The sequence below is a fragment of the Pleurocapsa sp. CCALA 161 genome, assembly GCF_003003995.1.
Lineage (GTDB): Bacteria > Cyanobacteriota > Cyanobacteriia > Cyanobacteriales > Xenococcaceae > Waterburya.
Genome location: NZ_PVWF01000064.1, coordinates 1 through 21,601, shown reverse-complemented (window position 1 = coordinate 21,601; position 21,601 = coordinate 1). Strand labels below are relative to the sequence as shown.

Below are 21,601 nucleotides of genomic sequence, written 5' to 3'. Positions count from 1 at the left end.
GATATCACTATCACTGTTTTGGTTGTGTCAGCGATCGCTTTTATCTTTCTGAATGGACATAATCCACAAAGTAGAATTTAGGCATCAGCCAAAACCTCAAGACAGCAGCAATTCCTAATCCTAAAAGGGCAAAGATTAACAAATATAAACCCCAACTGACTCTCAGACTATCTGGCAATACTGCCACAGTGGAAACAACTACCACAAAATAAGCTAGCAATAGCCATTGCATAAGCTGGATTGTTTTTAAGGTTTTTCGGCAGCTGCTACAGTGTTGTGTATGTTGATGATAGCGATCTAGTAAAACTTCACGAGACGTTTCTGTTGTAGAAGCAGAATTAACGCTCTTTTCATTCCAGGGTAATGTGCTATCACAATAGCGATCAAACCAATTGCGAAATTCAATTACCAAGCGATCAGCACTGGTAGGCATTTTATAAGCAGTTTTCCAATTGTTATTCTGCAAGAAGTTTTCCTGTTGATGTAGCAAAACCATGTCACCATCTAAAACTGCATTACGATTTTGGATGTGATCCCACCAGCGAGGGATTAAAGAATGAAGCTTTTGAGCAAAATTACGGGGAAATTGCGCCACAATTCGAGACTTTCCAGGTGCAACAGGCAGACAATAAGTTACCAAGCCTATTTGTTTATCACCCCCAGGTAAAACAATGTCATATTCCAAATGACAAGGAGGTTCAAAAGTAATTTTGGTTTGAAAAGGCTTATCAACTTCTGCTTCGATCATATCCATTGTTGATCGCACAATATTTAAAGGAATTGCCATAGCGCGATCGCGATTTCCTTGGATGCCATGATGAGCAAAAGGAACATGACTAGGATCGGCGACGTTTTCTACTAATGTTTGCCAGTCATACTCTAGATCCCGCACCATAGAAGACCAAACATAACCTTTGCTAGCATCAATTTTAGGAGATAGAGGAAGATCGGTTTTAGCAGCAATTTCTGGTGTATCTGCATCCATCCACACCCACAGCAAATCATTTTCTTGGCGTGAAGGAAAAACGGTAGCACAAAAGTTCTGACTCTGTTTAGCAATCAGATCGGGATTATCTGCTTGAGGAATGCGGGTACAATCTCCCTTGATGTTAAACTGCCAACCATGATAACTACACATTAAATTACCAGACTCATCAATTCTGCCTTCGCTCAAGGGTGCAAGTCGATGGGGACAAAGATCTAAAAATACTTGATAGGTTGATGATGAGCTTGGTTTCCAAATTACTAGAGAAGTTCCTAGTAAAGTTGCAGTAGTTAGTTTTTGTGGATCGATATCTTCAACAGGTAATAGAGGGTACCAATGCTGAAAAAAATTAAACGACGACATATTTTTGCCAGAATACTACTCTAATTAAGTATAGATTGAATAAGGCGATCGCTTTTTTTAATGACAATAATCTCGATTTTAGCGAAATAAAACTTCGCCATGAGTAATACTAGATTCTGTCCTGACGAGTTATCCATCGATTAACTACAGAGGAAATTATCGTGACTGCTTTTTTTACACCGTCTTCCGAACGAATTTGGTTTCCTACTCGTTGAGCAGAAGTTTGCATTTGTCCGTCTTGAATAGCTTGATTAATTGCTGCTGTTAATTTATTTACAGTGAGTTGCGATCGCAAAATTGGTTCTGTACCCACACCTAAATCAAATATTCGATAACCCCAAAAGGGTTGGTCAGAAAAAAATGGCACAATAATTGAAGGTACGCCAGCCTTCATACCAGCAGCCGTAGTCCCTGCGCCTCCGTGATGCACTACCGCTGCACATTGTGGAAATAGCCAATCATGAGGAATGGAATCGATCTTAAATACACTACTAGGTAAGTTCAAATCATCAATCCCGCCCCAACCAGTTGCGATGATTCCTCTTTGGTTTGTTTTTGCTAAAGCAGCTAAGACAATTTCCATTGTGGCTAGAGGATCTCTGTCGCTCATACTACCAAAACCAACATAAACTGGGGGTGAACCATTATTCAAAAAGTCGATTAAATCTTGCGGTATTGTCCAATCTTGTTTAGATTCCAAAAACCAGTAACCAGTAATATAAATGTTATCAGACCAATTTTTACCTCTTGGTAAAACTGAAGAACTATAAGCATAAAGTATAGAGCTATTCTGTTTGATCTCAATTAAAGGCGATCGCCAGATCGAACGAGGAGATAAACCTAGATTGGTTTTCAAGTATTGGTTGACTGGGTTTCTAAATATTTGCCACAGAACAAAGGAAGCTACAGGGTAACTTAGATAATTAAACAGACTGCCTAGAGATTTATTAGCTAAGGCTACAGGATAGTCAAAAGTAGCCGTCAGAGGGGTAAAAGAAGCTAAACAATAAGGAATATCCAGCTTTTTTGCCAGATCGTATGTCCAAAATAGAATGCTGTGGGCAATAATGATATCTGTTGACTGACAGACTCGCCAAATATCTGTCATTAGACTATCCACAAAGGGACTAATGGATTCGGCAAACAAACGGACAAACTCTAAAGGGTTCTTACCAGATTCTAATATCTTTTTCCCCTCTTCTGAGGCAATAAATTCTTGGGGATCGCCTTCAATGACTGCAAAATTAAAACCATAACTTCTAATCCAAGATTCAAATATGGCATGGGTGACTATCTCTACTTGATATCCTGTTTCTTGCAACCCTAAACCCAAGGCGATAAAAGGTTGAACATCGCCACGAGTACCTATGGTCAATAAACTAATTTTCATGGTAATTGCTGGGACAAAATATAGTTAAACTAAGCTCAGTGCGATCGCTCGTTTAATGACAGTAGTATCGATTTTAGCGAAATAAAACATTGCCACAAATAATACTAGATTTTGTTCTGACGAATTATTTGTCTATGCTTAATAATGAAATACGATCGCTCACTACGAAAAGCGATCACTATCTTAAAGAGTAATGAGCGCTTTTTTTTCGGCAAAATTATTTGATCTCGAAAATGACGTACGTTAAACTACAATTATTTTTGATTATGTAACTGTCTTTTTTTCAACAGGCTGGCGTTTCCTAGCACTGCTTACAGCCATAAACTGTTCACTCATGATTACAATATTACCTATGAATCCTGCTCCTAAACCCATGGAAAATGCTTCATCCTCATCACTAGCACCAAGAGAAATAACAATAACCAAAGCAAAGGTATAGCCAGCAATCTTTAATGAATTGGCAGCTCTATTCAAATAGATTGCAGATATAATAGGCGAGATTAAAATACCTAAAAGTCCTACAGCGACTTGGCTCTTTTTTCCTAAAGTCTCACTTCTATCGATATCTCTTTTCGTTGGTTCAAAGGGATTCCAGGGATTACGCTCATTAAACTGTAAGTTAGCCATATAATTTATTTTGAGTACTTATTTTTAACTTCTTGCACCCATAATAGAAATAACAATAAGTGTTTTAGGTGACTCAGGTTTAGTTTCAAAGTGATCTCCAAAAACCAAGCTGTAATCCTCAAGCGATCACTTGAGGATTACAGGTCATAATAGTTGATGGCGAATTTTTAAACGTTACCTGATAAAAATCACCATATCTTTATTGCGATCGCTTTTTAATTATTTTCTATAACATCCTAATCTCAAACAAGTTTTTATCTTCAGGCTGAATCAACTATTTTGATGTTGAGATATTTTTGATGAGTAAAGCATCATCATACTTGGGGGGAAACCAAGCCAAAAACCAGATATGGGTATTAAAAATACCCCGATTGACATGGTAATTAGTAAAATTATGCCGACAGAACTGGGCAAAGTTAATTTTTGGCGGTATGCCCAAAGACATAATTCTCCCACAAGATAAATAAAAGGCGAAAGTAAGATAAACCAAAAGGCAGTCTCACGAGAAAATATTGGTGTAAATGGATCTGGTGCTACGACATTGAACCATCCTGCCTGCGCTATTTCTTGCCATTGAGGATAATATAAAATTATTCCTCCCAAAGCATGAAGCGCACTTACTCCAATCCACCACCAACCAGCTAAACGAAGCATAATAAACTCCTGATTTTTCTGTTTAAGCCAAAAGTTAGTATTCTGCAAACTACGCCACCCCTAACTGCTGCATCAGTTCTAGTAAATTGGTTTCATACCACATTTCTTCAACCTGGCTATGAGCAATACGTAGCATCGTAAAACCAGTAGTTTTTGCCCATTTACCTGTAGGGGGAATATCCATAAAAGTGCCAGAGTGCATTCCTTTTAATGAATGAAAATAAACCACTTTATCGGCTTCGGCTACAATAGCTGTAATCGTTTGTTTAATCTCAGGAAATCCCTCGAACAAGCTAGCTTCAAACTTTTTGTTGGCTTCTAAACCCACGATTGGCTGGTTGGTGCTACAAAAGTGTCTAACTACTTCTTCTGCTACCAATTCATCCCAGATTTTTGACCAACCTGAAACTGTTCCCCAGCCATCGGTAGCTAGTTTCATTGCGATCGCTTTATTTTGTTCAGTTGACATGATTTGCATCTCCTGTTGATTTGATTTGTTTACAGGTTAGGAGATGATGTGTAGATAAATATTGTAGATTTTGCTGTTTTTAGCAGATTCTGCTTTAAAGTTGTCGAAAAGCTTTCGGGGTTACACCAACATGACGCTTGAAGTGATGAGTTAGATGACTTTGATCGGCAAAACCCACTTGAGTCGCAATATCAGCAATAGTTAATTGTTTGTGTTTCAATAATTGTTTTGCTCTAGCGATGCGACATTGAATAACGTACTGATATAGAGAAATTCCTTGACTTTGCTTAAATAGTTTGGTCAGGTGAGAAGTACTTAAACTAGTTACTTGAGCCATATCTGACAGGGTAATGTTCTGTGATAAATTTGCCTGAATATATTCATCTAACCGTCGCTGAAGATAAGGTGGTAAAGGATCATCTATGTAACTAGTATCTGCTTGGGATATAGTGTAGTGTCTGAGTAAATGCAAACAGAGGGTATGATGCAGTGATTCGGTATACAAACTGTTGTTTAAGCCAGATTGCAATTCCCCCAGCAAAGTAAAAAGCAACTGTTGAACTAAAGTATCCCTGATGCCATACTGGGGAATGAGTTCAAGCTTGTGCGATCGCGATGCATCTTGACAGGCTTGAGTTAGCAATGCTGGATTGATGTCTAACTGAATAATTTCTGCGTTTTTATTCCAGCTGAGTTTTTGAGTCAAACCAGCAGGATAAATTACTATATCGCCGTAAATACAATTGAGCGATCGCAACTTACCGTTGATAACCTGTTCGTAAATTAAAGGTTGACCAACATAAAAACAAATGTGATGCTCTGTCAGAGTATGTTCTGGAGTTTCGTAAGCTGGATATAGATAATGCTCTAAAGATACTCCCTGCCAATTTGCTCGATTGCTAGAAGTCAACAAAGATGGAGTTGAGATTTTAGTTGACATCAATTAATTACCCGATTTAATTCTTGTCATTCAAAAGCAATATCCTATTATATTCAACGGCAATTACAGCAGTTTTCAATTGAATAGACTACGCTGTTGATTAACTAGCTTTTAGCTTTTAGCTTTGACCGAAGGGAATCCTTTAGGATAGCTTTTAGCTCTTTAAATTCAACTCATGTATTCTACTCAACTGAAAAGCTCAGTAAGTCCAAAATCTAAAGTTTTTTAAGCTGGATCGGATTGTTTTGAATTCCAAGTTGCTCTATCTAGTTGATACTTAACCAATTGACGATCTAATAAATTTTGAACCAAAGAATTTTCCAATAAGCTTTGCGGTAGCATATCCGCAGTGACAAAATATGCTTGCTGCAATTTTAAGCCTACCTTTTGCATTACTCTTGTAGATGCCTTGTTTTCAGTTAAAGCCCAGGCAACTATTTTATTTATTTTCGATTCAGTAAAGCTTTTGCTGATTAATGCTTGAGCAACTTCTGTCGTGTAGCCTTGGTTCCAACTTTGTTGACGAAGACGATAGCCCAATTCCACTGCATCTGGTTCAGCAAGATTTAGCTGTTGCAACAATTTAAAATCCACTTCAGGACGTAAAAATATCCAACCAATAAACTCTTGGCTTTGTTGTTCTACTATTGCCCAGAAACCCAAATTTTCAGATTTGTTGTAATAGCCTGTTGCGTAGGGTAAAAACTCATTAGCGATCGCCTGCCTTGTAGTAGCAATTCCACCATTGATAAACCGCATTACTTCAGGATCGCTATCCAGCATGACTAAATTATCCACATCATCTTGAGTCAAGTTGCGTAGAATTAAGCGGTTAGTTTTTAAGAAAATATTCATGTATAGTGACAAAAACAAAAATCAATCAAAGCGATCGCCAGATAACTAGATAAACTAAGTCAAGCCTTAAATTCAAATTAGTTGAGATCATCTTAGTTTATTGTAAATTGTTATGATGTTTGGCGCGCTATTTACTACTTATATAAAGCATAATTACCCTTGCATTATCCATACTTTAATCAAATCTGTTTTGTTCACTTAGTATTTATTATCAACGTCATCCTCGCTTGATAATTCATAGATTTAATTGTCAATATGAATGTTAATTAAATTTAATTATCTTAGTTTAACAATGTGGCAAATGACGGTCTGTCATACTACGATATATATTTAATATTTAATAACAATATTATTATTTAGCCCGTTAAAAAGATTCAGTTATATTGTAGTTATAAGTAAATCATTTTAGTAAATTTGTACGATGGCAAACTCAGAACATTTGGCATTAATTAAGCAAGGAGTTGAGACATGGAATAGCTGGTATAGCAAGCACAAACAAATAACACCAGATCTGGCTCAAGCTAATCTAATTAACCTTAATCTCAGGGGAATTAACCTAAAAGGGGCTATTCTTCAACAAGCTAATTTTAGTCAGGCGGATTTAAGTAATTCTCAGTTAGCCAATGCTAATTTAGAGCAGGCAAACCTGTTAGGTACAAATCTTTTTGATGCTAATTTTAAAGGAGCAAACTTAGATTATGTAATTTTTGCTCAGGCTACTATTAATACTAAAACAATCATGGCAATTAAATATCGCAAGGTATATGAAATTGTCAATCATCAAGCTGTAAATAAAAATTTTTCAGGCATCGATCTCAGCAATTCTAATTTATTTCGTGCTGATTTAAGTAATGCTGATTTGAGTAATGCTAAATTGCTAAACGTTAATTTTAATAGCGCTAATTTAAGTAGTGCCTATTTTTATAAAGCAGATTTGACTGGGGCTAATTTGCAAAATGCGGACTTGAGAAATGCTTATTTTAGTTATGCAAATCTTACGGCGGTTAATTTCTCTGGTGCATTATGTTGTGGCACATATTTCAAAGATGCGGAGCTAAAATTTGCCAATTTTAAAACAGCTAAATTTAGCCAAAAGACTATGATCGATCCTAAATGGTATTCTGTCTGGGAAATTGTTAATTATGGTGCGGCGAGAAAGAATCTGAGTGGTGCAGATCTCAGTAATGCTAATCTTCAAGGAGTAGACTTTGAGTCGGCGAATCTAACTAACGCCAAACTAAGCCACACTATTTTACGTCGCAGTAATTTAACTAATGCCAACTTGACTAATAGTGATTTAGCTGGGGCAAATGTTTGTGGAGTGGATCTAGATCGGGCTAATCTTAAAGGTGCTAGACTTAAATCCATAATTAGCGATCGCCACACTAAATTATCGACTCTCAACAGTCATAAAAATAATTTTAAACCCGATTTAACGGTCAAAGAAAAATCTATTGATTTAAAAACTAGCGCTTTATCTTCTTCCCCCACAAAGATACAGCATAATCAAAATCAACTAGTTCAATCAACTACAGTCAAGAAAAAGTCAGGGGGAAATCGACTAGGCATTTTACTGATAGCTATTGTAGCTACTGCTGGATATATCTTTTGGACTCAAAATCCAGAATATCCATGGTCGCTCAAGCTGAAAATTTGGCGCACCCAGCTAGAACAGTTGATGCCTTAGATAAAGGCTAAAAGATATTAATCGTTTTCCCAGTCGTCGTAGGAAACTAAATCACCAATTGGATCTCTGAGCAAATAGTCAGCTCTTTCTAACTGACATTCAATTGTCACCCACTCACGGACAGGGATATATTTGCAGAGGGTATAGATCGATTGTTGAGGGCTAATAACGCCTGTTTCGATGAGCTGGCGAGCTTCATCTTTGAGAGTATCAAGAGAATAGCTAATAGGAAGGTATGATTGTGCAGTAGCAGTCATGTTTTATTACCGTATAAATAAATAACTTTAAAATTAATCTTGCTTTCTTTAAATATAAACTATTAAACAAGCTCTTTCTAGCAACAATATAAATAATTGCTGTATCTAAAATTACAAAAGCTTATTAATATCAAGAAAATCAACCGTAAATTAAGATTTGATTAAGCACTTTGTCAGGATTTACTGTTATTTGTTACTTCAGTTGATTTCACTAAAAGCCAAAATCATGGGATTGGAATTCTAGAGTGTGAGCTTTGTCAGCGAATAAAGCCTGAAGTGCGATCGCTTGAGCTTGTGGCATTTGTCCATAAGTAAACACCCAGGGTAAATCTAAGTAGATCATGCTTTGAAACCATTCCAGGACATAAGGACTGCCGTAAATTGCAACACCCAGTAACTGCTGACTTGCCAATAGTTTTTGATATATTGCTTTAGTTTGATCGGTTAAACCTGCATTACCGCGAAAAGGATTACCTCGAATAAATATCTGTAGTAGAGTTGGACGAGAATCTAATAAAATACAGTCCAAAGTATTACTGTCTACAAGTTGCCTTTGATAATTATATTTCTGGGGGATAGTAATCGCTGGAGAATTAAGATCTAGGTAATTTGCATTTAATACATCATCTACGACGATTAAATTACGCCCTAGTGAATGAGGATCAGTAATTACTGATGTCTTACTTTGTTGTAGAGAATTTTGGAGGATTGAATTGACGGTAGATTTAGCGCGATCGCTCGACAATTTTTTGGTTACATCTACAGATCCAATCAAATTAGTAAAAACTTGCTGTTTAGCCTGCCAAATGCGTTCTAGGGACTTGTGAATTCTTGATTCCTTAATCTGTCCCGTTTGCACCGCATCATAAATTGAGGCGATCGCCACTTCTGGATTATCAGGCATCAATAAGATGTCAGTACCTGCTTCAATTGCCATCACTGCAACTGTTTCAAGAGGTGCATACTTAGTGATTCCGCCCATAATGAGGGCATCTGTGACGACTAAACCAGAAAAACCTAAACGATTTCTGAGTATTTCGGTCACAATTTTCTTCGAGACAGTGGCGGGTAACTCACTATCCCAAGCAGAAATTAATAAATGAGCCGTCATCACACTATCTACTCCAGCAGCGATCGCCTGTTCAAAAGGAGGTAGTTCAATTGTGGCTAATCGAGACTCAGAATGATTCAAAGCAGGCAAATCCAAATGAGAATCAGTAGAAGTATCTCCATGTCCAGGAAAATGCTTGGCGGTGGTTAAAATAGCCGTAGATTTAGCACCTTGAATAAATGCGGTAGTTAGATCGGCAACTACTTCAGGGCGATCGCCAAACGCGCGAATATTAATCGCGGGATTATCGGGATTATTATTAACATCCACCACAGGAGCTAGTAACCAGTTAACCCCTACAGCCAGGGCTTCCTGTGCCGTCACTTCTCCCATTTGATAGGCATATTGGCGGGCTAAGTTGGAATTCTGCTGATAAATCTTACCCAGCGCCATAGGCGGGGGAAACCAAGTCCCTCCAGGAAAACGCTGTCCAATACCTTCTTCAATATCCGCAGCAATAAACAAGGGAATCTTTGCCCAACTCTGTAACTGTTGCGATCGCGCCTGCAATTCAACACTACTTCCTCCCAGTAGAATCACACCACCGAGATTAAAATCTTCTACCCAGGCTTTTAATTGTTGATTATTAGCTTCCCAAGCAGGATATCGGATTTGGTGATCGAACAAATGACCTGAAGCACGAACCACAATCATTTGAGCAATCTGCTCTTTAAGTGATAAACTTCGCCAATCTTTCATCAATCGCCGATCATCTGAATATTTATTACCAACTTAATCTACTACTTCTGATTTGTCTTGTCGCTCTTGACTAATTTTATTGAGTAGATTTAACATATTGTCCCCTCGTTCTAGAGGATTTTCCAAAAACTGAACCGTAGGAGTGCGCCTTAACTTCATCCGACTACCCAATTCCTTGCGAATATAGTGAGAAGAAGAATCTAAGCCAGCCATGGTTTCTTCTCTGGCTTCATCTGTCCCATAAATACTGACAAAAATTTTAGCGTGTTGCAGATCTCCCGAAACGTCTACGTCGGTAATACTTACCATCCCCGCCCCAACGCGATCGTCTTTAATTTCACTAAACAACATTTGGCTCACTTCTCGCTTAATCAAAGCAGCTACACGAGCGACGCGACGACTATTAGCCATAATTTTCACCTGATCAAAACAGTATTAAATTTATTAAACTTGCCTCACCTACTTTTAACATAAGCTGTACTCACAGAATTTAGTATAACTAGTGGCGATGTCATAAAGTGCCATATTTCATCTTGGCTTGGATTGCTATAACTCAAGCAAAAGTGCAACCTTGGCAGAGCAAAACCCTGTTATTTTATTATCAATGAGCGCGCGATTATTTAACCAGGAGAGATCATTATTGATTGTTCATGATTAAATTATTTTATCTAGCTAAAATACTTGACTTGGGAAAAGACATCTTGGGACTTTCTTCTAATAAATAATCAAGAAAGGTTTCCGCAATGACCGAGAGCTTTTTGCCAGCTAAATAGACAACAAACCAACGGCGCTTAAGAGGAAAGTGTTTAAAGTTGAGGATAGTTAATTCTCCTGTCATACCCTCAGAAAATAGACAGTGTTCTGACAAAATAGAAATGCCTAATCCTCCATAAATAGCCTGTTTAATTGCTTCGTTACTGCCTAACTCCAACTTAACCTTGACTGAAAGATTATTTTCCGCCAACAGTTTCATAATCGATTCTCTTGTACCCGAACCTTGCTCTCTCATAATGAAAGGCTGATCGTTTAACTCTTTTAGATCGATATTTTTTTTGTTTGCTAAAGGATGATCCTTTCTCGCCACTACCACCAAAGGGTTATTAAGAAATGGCTTAGTAGTCAAATCAATATCGTTAGAGGGATTACTAACTACGTATAGATCATCTTTATTCGCTAACATACGCTGTTGAATTTCGTGATGATTAGTCACCTGAAGCGCAACATCAATACCAGGATAGTTTTGACAAAAAGAACCAAGTAATCTAGGTACAAAATATTTAGCAGTAGTAATCACAGCTAAATTTAGCTGCCCCTGTTTCGTTCCTTTGAGATCTGCTATTTTGATTTCAAAGTTGTTTAGCTTTTCAAAAATGTCTTGACAGGTAAGCAGTAACTCTTGACCTGCATCAGTAAGATATAGTCTTTTACCAATTTGCTCAAATAAAGGTAGTCCTACTGAACTAGTAAGCTGCTTGACTTGACTCGAAACGGTTGGTTGGGTAATTAAAAGTTCTTCTGCCGCACGGGTAAAGCTACCGTTACGGGCAACTGTTTCAAACACCTTTAATTGATGCAGAGTGGCTGGAATCAAGAGACTTTGCTCCTTAATATGCAATGATTACTTATTTTATCATATACAAAAAGCAATGCATTAACCAAAAATCATAATCTAAAAATTATGATAAAATTTATTCTCATTCATGATTATTTGTCCTAGGTAGTTAATTATGGCTTTGCTGTAGCCAATGAATTACCCAAATAGCGATCCCGAAGGGTACGCGGAGCGTAATCGCCAAAATTTTGCAAGTTTTTAGTAGGTATAAGTAAAAAAGTGCTAGAACTTAGAATGAAATATCCCTTTTTTTGCTTGCCTTGCTTAAAACTCAAAACCCTGGCAATTATCTTGAATTAATGAGGGATAGAATGTTTGATAAAAGCCTGTAACTCGACAATAACTTTTGTTAAATAACTGACAAATAACTGACATAGGTTGTCATTTTGAGGGCGAACATCTAAAATTAGTATTGTAATATTCTTGGTAAAATTGTGGACTTTTTTATAAAAAGCCAATGCCAATTATTTTCGACCCTAATGCACCACTATATTAATAGTGGGCGAGTTGTGGTTTGGTTAAACTGCTTAAAAAGTTTGGCTTGGAAATATAGTCAAACCCCCAGAATTCCTGGTCAATGTCCACCTTAAAATTTAGCTTGTAATTTCCTCGACTCAGTCTCTGCAATTACTTGAGTCTGTTTAGGTTGAGCTTGTATCTTGAATATTTATTGTTGACAAAATCATCTCGTTTTGTTCATATTGCTCCTGTAGCAATATAGCTTAATATAACCATTTTTTTTAGAAGATTTAGCTCACTTAAACTCATTAATAACTTTTGTCACTACTACAACAGAAAAGTTATTTAATTTTCTTTTAATACTAAATAGGTATGTCTAAACCCCTCTACGGTTAGTAGCTAATTTTTAACCATAATAACTATTTAAAATAATCTCTCAAGCTCTCCTGTATTTGCATTTTCTCTATATGCAGAAACGAGAATATTTCAGATTAATTTTGTTGACAATTGAAAATTTTACATTTATCCCCAAAAAGACGATGAGTTCTGAACAATATTACGATAATTTAATCGTTCAAAAAATTTATGCAGGACGGCAGCATTACCAAGTAAATGGGCTGGATTATAGTCCAGAAGGATATATCCTTGAAGAATCACCTCAAGAGTCAAAATGCTGGCTACTAGATACAAAGAAAGTTTATTCTCATACCGCTCTGAGAGAATGCTTGATAGCAGGAATTCTGTGTAACGATTCTCACTTGCAGGAAAATAAAGCAGGGCAGTGGATTGTGAATGGGAATTCGGTTGAGGGAGCTTTAATCGCTGCTGCCAGCAAAGCGAAACTAAATCAATCTAGTTTGCAGCAATTGATGCCTAAATTGGCTACTATTGTGTTGGCATCTAGATGTCGATCTATGGCAACTTTGCATCCAAATGTGGATGGAAAAATTATTTACATAAAAGGCGCTCCAGAAATAATCTTACCTCGCGCGCAGCACATGGTAGATGATAGCGGTAAATTAGTTGAGCTAGATTCAGAAAGAGTTGTAATCGAAGCAGAGTTAATGATTAAAGAGGGTTTGCAAGTTCTTGCTTTTGCCAAAAAGCAAGTTCCGACAGAAAAAACTTCCCTTAACCAGGCAGATCTTGAAAGCAGGTTAGTTTTTTTAGGACTACAAGGCATAACTTAACCTTAGATAGGTTGTACAGCGAGAATCAACAGCTTTTTTCTGCTGTTAGACAAATATGTCGTCAGAGTGAGATAATTCCTAGCAGACTGTTTATTAAGAAAGTCTGAAGACAAAAAAGGATTTTCTAATATCAGCAATATTGAGCGTTAGAAAAACACATTTTTATCAATGACGAAAACAGCATGGGTTTTCCCAGGACAAGGTTCTCAATTAATCGGCATGGGAGTGGATCTACAGGATATTCCTGTTGCCAAGGCAAAATTTGAACTGGCAGAAAAAATCTTAGGTTGGTCTGTTTTAGATATTTGTCAAGGAGACGAGACAACTCTAGCTTGCACTCTTTATACTCAGCCTTGTTTATATGTTGTTGAATCTATTTTGAGCGATCTTCTCAAAGGAAAAGTTGATTTACCTCAGTTAGTTGCAGGTCATAGCTTAGGTGAATACGTAGCTTTATATGCAGCAGAAGTCTTTGATTTTGAATCAGGATTAAGACTAGTTAAGAAAAGAGCCGAATTAATGCATAGTGCCGATGGCGGTAAAATGGCAGCATTAATGAAATTTGATCGCGATCAACTAACTACAGTTTTAAATAATACTCCTGACGTAGTTTTAGCTAATGATAACAGCGAAGCTCAAGTAGTTATCTCTGGTACTCCTGAGGGGGTAGAAAATGTATTGAGTCAGGTTAAAGCTAAAAAAGCGATCGCCCTAAACGTATCGGGTGCTTTTCATTCTCCTTTGATGCAGGGTGCAGCCAAAGAATTTTTGACGGTATTAGAATCAGTGGAATTTAAAGAAGCAAAAATTCCCGTACTTTCTAATGTCGACCCTCGGCCGACAACTGATAGCCAAGTATTAAAAAGCAAATTAACCCAACAAATGACTAATTCTGTGCGTTGGCGTGAAACTATGCTCCAATTAGCTCAAGCAGGAGTAACTGAAATCATCGAAATAGGGCCAGGAAAAGTCTTGTGTGGTTTAATCAAAAGAACCTGTAAAGACATCGCCTTAGAAGCGATCGGCACGGTAGAACAGCTAGATGGCAAAGCACCTGCTTTAGTTTCCTAGACTAGTTAAAATTAAATAGAGTATAAGTGTTTTTAGAGCCGAAAAACATCAACGAATATTTGTTTCTCTTGTCTCAATCTTTGTTGGTCTGGAGAGTCGTAAAAAACCATCAAACTATCGTCTGCTTCCAGATATGAATATAATGCTAATCCCTCGGCATGATCCGAACCAATTGTAAAAGGTAGATCGAACAAAGAAACCAAATCGCCATTATCTTGAGAGTGAACTAGATCATCTAAATTTTTCAAAGCCTTTTGCCAACAGAAGACCTGCATTTCTCCTTCTAAATCCATAGTCGGTCCCGCAAGAATGATCATATCTTCGCCTCGAATACACAACTCTCTTATGCCTAAGCCGTTGAGGTCGAAAAAATGCTTTTTGTATTTGGCTTCCTCAGTAAGATGTTTTAAAGTAAGTATTCCTGGTTGGATTGATTCTATTTGTAATTCTAGAATAATCGCCCAACCTCGCAGTACAGGACCTCGTAAACCTAAAAATAGCTTGTTGCCAACTACTGCTAAACCTTCAATATCCAAGCCATTATCTTTGGCAGGAATACCTGCACTGATAAATGGTTGAAGATGGCGATCTGCTTTTAAAATCTCAAATAGTATGTTGCGTTTTTCAGTAGTTTCCAAACAGGCTGCGGTTAATTTTTCTCCTTCAACTGGAGAATAAGACTTGACCAACTCTCCCTCAATTACAGGAATCCTCGCCAAGATAAATCGATTGAGATCGGTAGTAATTGTAGCTAGCCTGTCCAAGTCTTCGGCGTCTTGTTTGCCTTTTACTTTTTTACGCTTGTTACTGTGCGAACCTGTTAGCCATAGGTAGCCTTCTGAATAATCCATTCCTTCAATATCAATTTCATCATCGATATTAAATAGCTCAATATAATCTTGAATTAAAAAGCGTTGATGATGACCATAACTGTTGCTTCCAATAGGTGACAAGCATTCTACAGCGACCATTTCATCAGATCCAAGCCACAAATTACCATCAGGAGAAAATGCACCAGCAGAAAGATCTTTGATCACATCATCCCCTCTAGCCTCAAAATTGAGTAATATTCGACTGAGTAAAAAATAAGAAGTTCTAGACATTGGAATTTATTTAGAAGGATCGGTTTTAAACTTAATTAGAAAATCAGCAAAAAAAATCTATCTAAAAATATATTTTGCTGTTCATACTATTTTTCAAAAGTCATTGGAGACTTGATAGGTTGGGTTACAATACTTCTCGTTTAACGAGTGCTAATTAATTTATCAGGTTAGGTTAAAGGGCAAGGGGAAATGGGCATTGGTGACAAGTTAAGAGACTACGCTGTTTGTCAAATGGTTATTAGCTCTAAGCTCTAAGCTTTAAGCTTTTAAACTATTTCTAAAGAACAAACTTAGAAACAAGGCGATCGCGCTTTAGGTTAAGTTTATCTCTATATTTAGTGCTAAATAATAGATTAAGACACTACATATAGCGCTTGACTTTTTGCTCTTTTGCTTAACTTGTTACCAATGGGAAATGGGCAAAGGAACAAGCGCGCAACTTGCGTATAAATACTTAATTTATTGTAAAGGCTTACGCTCGATCGCGTCTGCTACGCGACAGACATCATGCATCTGTTTTAGATCATGAACGCGTAAAACATCCGCACCTCTAGCGATCGCACCATAACAAGCAGCAGCAGTCCCCCAGATTCTAGCTTTCGGGTCATCTTGGTGCAGAATCGGACGCATAAAACTTTTACGTGATACCCCGACCAAAACAGGTAAAGGCAAAGCTGTTAATTCGTTTAATCGTTGGAGCAATTCTAGACTTTGTTCGGCTTTCTTAGCAAAGCCAATCCCAGGATCGATCATAATTTTAGATTGATCGATACCCAGGGCGATCGCGCGATCTACTTGTGCGGTCAAAAATTCAACTACTTCTGATACCACATCTTGATAGTCAGTCAAAGACTGCATCGTTTGGGGATTACCCCGCATATGCATCAAAATAATGGGAACATCTAGTTGCCCTACGATAGTTAACATCTGCTGGTCAAAAGTCCCGCCAGAAATATCGTTAACAATATCTGCTCCTGCGGCGATCGCTTGCTGTGCCACAACAGCTTTGGTGGTATCGATCGAGATGGGAATGTTACTTTCTTGGCGGAGCTGCTTAATTACGGGAATAACCCGCTGTAACTCTTGTTCTACGGACACTGGTTCGGCATCAGGACGAGTTGATTCTCCCCCCAGATCGACAATATCTGCACCATGGGCAATCATTGCTCTGGCTTGAATTAGGGCTGTTTCAACGCTGTTAAATTCACCACCATCGCTAAAGCTGTCGGGGGTGACGTTTAAAATACCCATCAAATAAGTTCTTTCTCCCCAGTTAAAAGTGCGATCGCGAATTTTCCAAGTCATAGTTAATCTAGTTTCCTAGTCCCCAATTTATGACTATTTGTAGCAAACATTTAAATAATTCTCTAACCTGTATGAAACGGATTGAAGATCACAACTTCGTTCAAGACTATCAAGATTAAACCCCGCTACCCAAGACAAACAGACTAATTAGAGTACCACTGTTCCAAAGACAATGGAGCAACATGGGAGCAAGAAGATTGCGCGATCGCGTATAGACAAAACCCAAAACCATACCCAAAGTCGCCAGGGGTAACACCTCGGATAAACTTAGGTGAGCTATGGCAAAGATGAAACCGCTAATAACAATTGCCCCAGTGAGGGAAGTATATCTGGTTAAAGACGGGAGCAAAAAACCCCTAAACATAATTTCTTCAAAAACAGGTGCCGCGATCGAAGCCGTACTAAAAAAGATTACCAACGCTACTTGATCCTGAGCCTGTAAAGCCAGAAACAGTAGAGGATTACTGCCTCCTTGCCCATGCCACAACTGCTGATTAATCGCCGACACTAATAAGACTAGAGGTATGGCTACCAAATAACCACCAAATCCCCAGATAAACCAGTTGGTATTGAATTTAAATCTAAACCAATCTTCGGGCAGAGGAAAGTATGATTTGATCGATAAATATAAAACCGAAATTCCCCCTACAGACATCAAAATGTAAGTTCCCAAAACATATAAAGCCTTGATTCTCAAAGACGAGTTGCTAGGATTAATACCAGCAAGGCTAATCAAAATCGGCAACACAAATTGACCAACAAAGAAAAAGCCGACAATCAAAACTTGCCAGGTAATTTCCCAATTCCAAGGAGTTTTCCAGTCAATTTGACTGTTAGTTGCCATAATTGCCTGTTCGGGCTTAACAAAACGCTGAATAATCAAAGAAACTAGTAAAATTACGCCAGCAATCCCACCAAGCACTGGAATACCACTAATTAGGGCAAGTTTAAAGATCGAGTTAGTAGCAACCTTTGACTGTTGTTCCTGTAGCAAGGCTAAATCTGCTTTGAGGTGATTAACTTCGTTGTATTTAGCCAAAGCCTGATAGCGAAACCAACCGTCTAGATTGCGGTTAATTATGGCTACTGCACCTACATCTACTTGAGCTTGATTCTGCCACAGCTGTTTGAGTACTGATGCCGTTTGAGCATAAGGACTTTTAGCATCGAGACGATCAATTACCTGTGACCAAAGAGCGATCGCCTCTGCTGATTTATGCTGCACCCCTAACAAAATTCCCTGCTTTAAATCTAGTTCATTCAGAAATTGATTTAATTCGACGATTTCTTGTTGTAGCTGCGTTTTGAGCAGGGAATTCTTAGCTGGAGCATTAGTTACTTCGATCCCCCCTGATTCAGCTTGACTAAGCTGCTGTAGCTGAGATTGAAAATTATCACGATTACTAAGAGATTCTTGACGGATTTGCTGGTACTTGCTGCTGGCTGCGGTATAGGGATCTTGCCCCACTAAAGAGCTAACCGCACTATTAAGCTCAAAATCATCTGTCGGGCTTGATTTAAACTCAGCCACTTGGAGGACTAAATTAGTTTGATATAGCTCTAAACGACTTTGAATTTGGGGTTGAGAAAAACTATTTTTTAAAGAAGATCCAATTTGAACGATCGCCAAGATAGTTAGTAAAGCTAAAATTGCTCGTTTAATCGTCATTTATTTTCCTAGACAAGTCTATATTTAAAAATACGTCGTTTCTTTTAAGATGACATAAATTCTAATTATCGAACTGCATTAGAATCATATTGCTTTTTACGTTTACTCTTCAGATTTGAACAGGTAGCTATGAACTTAAAGCCTTTAAATTTTTCTGTTCATCTGCCGTTAAATCCGTAGGCTGCCCCAAGATTTCTTTATACATTTCGATGTATTCTAAAGCTGATTTGACCCAGCTAAAGTCTTGCAACATGGCTCTTTGCTGGAGTTCTTGCCATTTATCTTTATAGCTAAAACCTTCTGAGGCACGTACCATACAGGTGAATAAATCTAACGGTTCATAGCGATCAAAACAGTAGCCAGTACCTTTTTTATTCATCGGTTCGTGGTGGCTGACTGTATCAACTAAACCTCCAGTACGCCGAACTATAGGAATACAGCCATAGCGCATTGCTAACATTTGACTAATACCACAGGGTTCAAACTTAGAGGGCATCAAAAAGACATCACAACCGCTATAGATTCTCCGGGCTAGATTATCGCTATAGAGTAGCTGTACCGACATTCTACCAGGGAAACGGGCTGCCAACTGCCAAAGCTGAGTTTCTAATTCGCGATCGCCTGTACCCAAAACCACTAGTTGAGAATTACTATAGGCCATAAAGCGATCGATGATCTGCAACAGTAAGCCAATCCCCTTTTGATCTACTAATCGTGAGACAACGCTCATCAAGAAGACATCTGGATCTGGATTTAAACCTAATTCTTTTTGTAATGCAGCTTTATTTACTGCTCTTTTAGCGAGAGAATCATGGGTAAAATTTTCGGTTAAAGCTTTGTCAGTGGCAGGATTATAACTATCAACATCAATGCCATTGAGAATTCCCTTGATTTTACCGCTAATAAAAGATAATAAACCTTCTAGCTTTTCACCATATTCTACAGTTTTAATCTGTTCGGCGTAGGTTGGAGATACGGTAGTTACCCGATTGGCAAACTGTACCGCAGCAGCCATCACATTATGTCCCTGCATATACCAAGGACACCAGGTAATTTGCTCTAAATACCAGCGCCAAGGGCCTTGATAAGCCAAATTATGAATGGTATAGACAGTAGCAATATCAGGTGCTTGATTCATCCACACTGGTAGCATTCCCGTATGCCAATCATGACAGTGAACTATTTCTGGTTTCCAATAGTTCCAGCAAAACTCAGCAGCACCATTACTAAAAAATGTAAACCGCCACGGTTCATCTTCCCCACCGTAAATGCGATCGGGATCAAAAGCAGGATGACCAAATAAATATAACGGAACATCACTTTCTGGCAGCACGCTTTCATATACTGCGAAGGGATTAAACATCGCAGAACCCCACCAGATCGGCTCAGAGGAAATATCAAGCTTCTTTGATAAACCACCGTAGTAAGGCATAAAAATACGGACATCATGACCTAGCTTTCTCAAAATTTTGGGGAATGCACCGACGACATCCCCTAATCCGCCTACTTTGGCGATTGGCGCTACTTCTGCTGATACAAATAAAATCCGCATTGATTACTTATGGGTGCTTATCTTGCCTATGGCTTCCTGTGTGATTATATAGGTCAGAGGGGACAGCAAAAGCGAGGATTAGATAAAAGATGTTGAATCGCAACAATCTTTAGTATTGATGTGATGTTTTATTCAACTATTTATCCCTTGTTAATCCATACCAATAATTTCATCTTTAGCATTGACATGATCTTGTTATTTGGCTTGGCAATGGTAATTACAACGGGGATTAATGCACGCGATCGCAACTCCTTTTTTTCGGTCTGACTTAAAGTTTTTCTTTTTGTTATGCCGATTCTAATTTGGCTACTCTATGAATCTTGAATTGTTCAAAGACAGTTGTAAAACCTTTTCCCTCTGGTGAAGCACACATAATTCCTACATCCACCGTTGCAGCTAAAGTCAAGTAAGCCATTCTCAGCATTGTGTATTGCTGAGCGTCTAGAGAGTAATGTATTTCTATGGCTGAATCTCGACGAGTTACTCTAAGCCAAATTGAAGCAGGATTATGTGGCATTGGGACAATCGACCAATCAGAATAGTCACGGGTTACTACTGCACTGATCTGCTGTACTCCCTCAACTAATTCAATTCCGCATTTGAGCCAGTTATTTTCGTCCAGACGTACCATTAATCCTGCTTGATCGTAGAGATCTTGATACTTACCACTAACTTTTACTTCTGCGATAAAATTTCCTGTGAGCTGTTGATAATAAAAATGTCCAGTATCTCTAATAAATCCATAGTGAGTCTTACGCCAAAAATCTGTGTTTTGAGTTGAAGTGACTTCAATTATTGTGTCTTTAATGTTCCAGTTAGAGGGTTCGTTGAGCCATTGCATAATTTATATTGGTGCTAAAGAGCTTTACGCATAACTATGCCAGAGAAAACTGAAAGAGAGAAAATGCTAAGTAATGAGTTGTATTTAGCAACGGATGAAGAACTAACTCGGATGCAGTTTACAGCAAGTCAATTACTTCATCGCTTTAACTTTTCTCCTGCCGATCCCATACAACACCAGCAAATAATTTCTCAGCTATTTGGCAAAATCGGGACTAACTTGGCGATTAGACCGCCATTTTACTGTGATTATGGTTGCCATATTTTTGCTGGGGATAACTTATTAATTAATTTTGACTGTACGATTCTTGATTGCAACGAAGTGTATTTGGGCAATAACGTTTTACTTGCACCTAAAGTGCAAATCTACACTGCCTATCACCCTACCGATCCTAATTTAAGACTATCTGGTAGAGAGCTAGCAGCGCCAGTTACTATTGGTGATAATGTTTGGCTTGGTGGTGGGGTAATTGTCTGTCCTGGGGTTTCGATTGGCTCAAATACTACTATTGGCGCTGGTAGCGTCGTTACAAAAAATATACCCAGCAATGTCGTTGCAGTTGGCAATCCTTGTCGAGTTATTAAGAGTGTTTAGTTTAAGAGTAGTGATCGTGATGCGCTAGTGCAAAGTGAGTTCGATGAAATTAATAAAGTGCAGATGGTAAAGCATGCAAAGCTTGCCGAGTAACGTGAGTTCGACAAAGTTAGAAAGTAGCAGAAGGTAGTGCCAATAATTCTTTCGGCTCTAGATCGAGAGAAGGTT

20 protein-coding genes are annotated in these 21,601 nt (G+C 38.1%); 4 read left to right on the top strand and 16 right to left on the bottom strand.

The annotated features are described in order from the left end of the window. Positions 1–40 precede the first annotated feature (40 nt). From C7B62_RS15420 to C7B62_RS15390, 7 genes are all read right to left on the bottom strand, one after another. The gene (locus tag C7B62_RS15420; RefSeq protein ID WP_106238317.1) at positions 41–1,348 is read right to left on the bottom strand and encodes a Rieske 2Fe-2S domain-containing protein; all 1,308 of its coding nucleotides are present in this window, start codon (positions 1,346–1,348) and stop codon (positions 41–43) included. Between the two features lie 109 nt (positions 1,349–1,457). Continuing rightward, positions 1,458–2,738 carry a glycosyltransferase gene (locus tag C7B62_RS15415; RefSeq protein ID WP_106238313.1) on the bottom strand — a complete coding sequence of 427 codons (1,281 nt, stop codon included), beginning with the start codon at positions 2,736–2,738 and terminating at the stop codon, positions 1,458–1,460. Between the two features lie 264 nt (positions 2,739–3,002). Then, the gene (locus tag C7B62_RS15410) at positions 3,003–3,365 is read right to left on the bottom strand and encodes a hypothetical protein (protein WP_106238310.1); all 363 of its coding nucleotides are present in this window, start codon (positions 3,363–3,365) and stop codon (positions 3,003–3,005) included. A gap of 270 nt (positions 3,366–3,635) precedes the next feature. Next, positions 3,636–4,019, bottom strand: a complete 384-nt coding sequence (locus C7B62_RS15405) for a DUF6463 family protein (protein WP_146132114.1) — start codon at positions 4,017–4,019, stop codon at positions 3,636–3,638. 49 nt (positions 4,020–4,068) lie between these two features. Further along, positions 4,069–4,488, bottom strand: a complete 420-nt coding sequence (locus C7B62_RS15400) for an ester cyclase (protein WP_106238335.1) — start codon at positions 4,486–4,488, stop codon at positions 4,069–4,071. 94 nt (positions 4,489–4,582) lie between these two features. Further along, the gene (locus C7B62_RS15395) at positions 4,583–5,428 is read right to left on the bottom strand and encodes a helix-turn-helix transcriptional regulator (RefSeq protein ID WP_106238303.1); all 846 of its coding nucleotides are present in this window, start codon (positions 5,426–5,428) and stop codon (positions 4,583–4,585) included. 225 nt (positions 5,429–5,653) lie between these two features. Then, the gene (locus C7B62_RS15390) at positions 5,654–6,283 is read right to left on the bottom strand and encodes a GNAT family N-acetyltransferase (protein WP_106238299.1); all 630 of its coding nucleotides are present in this window, start codon (positions 6,281–6,283) and stop codon (positions 5,654–5,656) included. Positions 6,284–6,704: 421 nt separating this feature from the next. Between C7B62_RS15390 and C7B62_RS15385 the strand changes: the two genes are divergently transcribed. Beyond that, entirely contained in the window at positions 6,705–7,970 is a 1,266-nt protein-coding gene (locus C7B62_RS15385; RefSeq protein ID WP_106238296.1) for a pentapeptide repeat-containing protein, read from the top strand. A gap of 17 nt (positions 7,971–7,987) precedes the next feature. On the opposite strand, the gene C7B62_RS15380 is transcribed toward C7B62_RS15385, so the two are convergent. The 4 genes from C7B62_RS15380 to C7B62_RS15365 form a co-directional block, all read right to left on the bottom strand. Next, complete coding sequence (locus C7B62_RS15380; protein ID WP_106238293.1) at positions 7,988–8,227, bottom strand: DUF4327 family protein; 240 nt, start codon at positions 8,225–8,227, stop codon at positions 7,988–7,990. A gap of 211 nt (positions 8,228–8,438) precedes the next feature. Next, positions 8,439–10,037, bottom strand: a complete 1,599-nt coding sequence (locus C7B62_RS15375) for a glycoside hydrolase family 3 N-terminal domain-containing protein (protein ID WP_106238289.1) — start codon at positions 10,035–10,037, stop codon at positions 8,439–8,441. A 33-nt stretch (positions 10,038–10,070) separates the two neighbouring features. Further along, complete coding sequence (gene rbfA, locus C7B62_RS15370; RefSeq protein ID WP_106238286.1) at positions 10,071–10,448, bottom strand: 30S ribosome-binding factor RbfA; 378 nt, start codon at positions 10,446–10,448, stop codon at positions 10,071–10,073. Positions 10,449–10,701: 253 nt separating this feature from the next. After that, complete coding sequence (locus tag C7B62_RS15365) at positions 10,702–11,628, bottom strand: LysR family transcriptional regulator (protein ID WP_106238282.1); 927 nt, start codon at positions 11,626–11,628, stop codon at positions 10,702–10,704. A 1,019-nt stretch (positions 11,629–12,647) separates the two neighbouring features. On the opposite strand from C7B62_RS15365, the gene C7B62_RS15360 reads away from it, so the two are divergent. Both C7B62_RS15360 and fabD read left to right on the top strand, forming a co-directional pair. Further along, a complete protein-coding gene (locus C7B62_RS15360) occupies positions 12,648–13,298 on the top strand; it encodes a hypothetical protein (protein WP_158260692.1) in 651 nt (216 codons plus the stop codon). Positions 13,299–13,466: 168 nt separating this feature from the next. Continuing rightward, positions 13,467–14,369: an ACP S-malonyltransferase gene (gene fabD, locus C7B62_RS15355; protein ID WP_106238275.1), complete on the top strand. Its 903-nt coding sequence runs from the start codon at positions 13,467–13,469 to the stop codon at positions 14,367–14,369. Between the two features lie 32 nt (positions 14,370–14,401). On the opposite strand, the gene C7B62_RS15350 is transcribed toward fabD, so the two are convergent. The 5 genes from C7B62_RS15350 to C7B62_RS15330 all read right to left on the bottom strand — a co-directional run bounded on the left by C7B62_RS15350 (position 14,402) and on the right by C7B62_RS15330 (position 20,839). Further along, positions 14,402–15,472, bottom strand: coding sequence for a DUF3616 domain-containing protein (locus C7B62_RS15350; RefSeq protein WP_106238272.1), 1,071 nt, complete (start codon positions 15,470–15,472; stop codon positions 14,402–14,404). 459 nt (positions 15,473–15,931) lie between these two features. Continuing rightward, positions 15,932–16,777 carry a dihydropteroate synthase gene (folP, locus tag C7B62_RS15345; RefSeq protein WP_106238269.1) on the bottom strand — a complete coding sequence of 282 codons (846 nt, stop codon included), beginning with the start codon at positions 16,775–16,777 and terminating at the stop codon, positions 15,932–15,934. 115 nt (positions 16,778–16,892) lie between these two features. Then, on the bottom strand, positions 16,893–18,446 hold the full coding sequence (locus C7B62_RS15340) for a CPBP family intramembrane glutamic endopeptidase (RefSeq protein WP_106238266.1): 1,554 nt from the start codon (positions 18,444–18,446) through the stop codon (positions 16,893–16,895). Positions 18,447–18,573: 127 nt separating this feature from the next. After that, complete coding sequence (gene glgA, locus C7B62_RS15335; RefSeq protein WP_106238263.1) at positions 18,574–19,998, bottom strand: glycogen synthase GlgA; 1,425 nt, start codon at positions 19,996–19,998, stop codon at positions 18,574–18,576. Positions 19,999–20,284: 286 nt separating this feature from the next. Continuing rightward, the gene (locus tag C7B62_RS15330; protein WP_106238260.1) at positions 20,285–20,839 is read right to left on the bottom strand and encodes a DUF1349 domain-containing protein; all 555 of its coding nucleotides are present in this window, start codon (positions 20,837–20,839) and stop codon (positions 20,285–20,287) included. Between the two features lie 36 nt (positions 20,840–20,875). On the opposite strand from C7B62_RS15330, the gene C7B62_RS15325 reads away from it, so the two are divergent. Then, entirely contained in the window at positions 20,876–21,433 is a 558-nt protein-coding gene (locus tag C7B62_RS15325; RefSeq protein WP_106238257.1) for a sugar O-acetyltransferase, read from the top strand. Positions 21,434–21,601: the final 168 nt, after the last annotated feature.

Bases quoted from the DNA above. Each gene is read 5' to 3' on its own strand.
- C7B62_RS15420 (WP_106238317.1), bottom strand. From the start codon at position 1,348: ATGTCGTCGTTTAATTTTTTTCAGCATTGGTACCCTCTATTACCTGTT.
- C7B62_RS15415 (WP_106238313.1), bottom strand. From the start codon at position 2,738: ATGAAAATTAGTTTATTGACCATAGGTACTCGTGGCGATGTTCAACCT.
- C7B62_RS15410 (WP_106238310.1), bottom strand. From the start codon at position 3,365: ATGGCTAACTTACAGTTTAATGAGCGTAATCCCTGGAATCCCTTTGAA.
- C7B62_RS15405 (WP_146132114.1), bottom strand. From the start codon at position 4,019: ATGCTTCGTTTAGCTGGTTGGTGGTGGATTGGAGTAAGTGCGCTTCAT.
- C7B62_RS15400 (WP_106238335.1), bottom strand. From the start codon at position 4,488: ATGTCAACTGAACAAAATAAAGCGATCGCAATGAAACTAGCTACCGAT.
- C7B62_RS15395 (WP_106238303.1), bottom strand. From the start codon at position 5,428: ATGTCAACTAAAATCTCAACTCCATCTTTGTTGACTTCTAGCAATCGA.
- C7B62_RS15390 (WP_106238299.1), bottom strand. From the start codon at position 6,283: ATGAATATTTTCTTAAAAACTAACCGCTTAATTCTACGCAACTTGACT.
- C7B62_RS15385 (WP_106238296.1), top strand. From the start codon at position 6,705: ATGGCAAACTCAGAACATTTGGCATTAATTAAGCAAGGAGTTGAGACA.
- C7B62_RS15380 (WP_106238293.1), bottom strand. From the start codon at position 8,227: ATGACTGCTACTGCACAATCATACCTTCCTATTAGCTATTCTCTTGAT.
- C7B62_RS15375 (WP_106238289.1), bottom strand. From the start codon at position 10,037: ATGAAAGATTGGCGAAGTTTATCACTTAAAGAGCAGATTGCTCAAATG.
- rbfA (WP_106238286.1), bottom strand. From the start codon at position 10,448: ATGGCTAATAGTCGTCGCGTCGCTCGTGTAGCTGCTTTGATTAAGCGA.
- C7B62_RS15360 (WP_158260692.1), top strand. From the start codon at position 12,648: ATGAGTTCTGAACAATATTACGATAATTTAATCGTTCAAAAAATTTAT.
- fabD (WP_106238275.1), top strand. From the start codon at position 13,467: ATGACGAAAACAGCATGGGTTTTCCCAGGACAAGGTTCTCAATTAATC.
- C7B62_RS15350 (WP_106238272.1), bottom strand. From the start codon at position 15,472: ATGTCTAGAACTTCTTATTTTTTACTCAGTCGAATATTACTCAATTTT.
- folP (WP_106238269.1), bottom strand. From the start codon at position 16,777: ATGACTTGGAAAATTCGCGATCGCACTTTTAACTGGGGAGAAAGAACT.
- C7B62_RS15340 (WP_106238266.1), bottom strand. From the start codon at position 18,446: ATGACGATTAAACGAGCAATTTTAGCTTTACTAACTATCTTGGCGATC.
- glgA (WP_106238263.1), bottom strand. From the start codon at position 19,998: ATGCGGATTTTATTTGTATCAGCAGAAGTAGCGCCAATCGCCAAAGTA.
- C7B62_RS15330 (WP_106238260.1), bottom strand. From the start codon at position 20,839: ATGCAATGGCTCAACGAACCCTCTAACTGGAACATTAAAGACACAATA.
- C7B62_RS15325 (WP_106238257.1), top strand. From the start codon at position 20,876: ATGCCAGAGAAAACTGAAAGAGAGAAAATGCTAAGTAATGAGTTGTAT.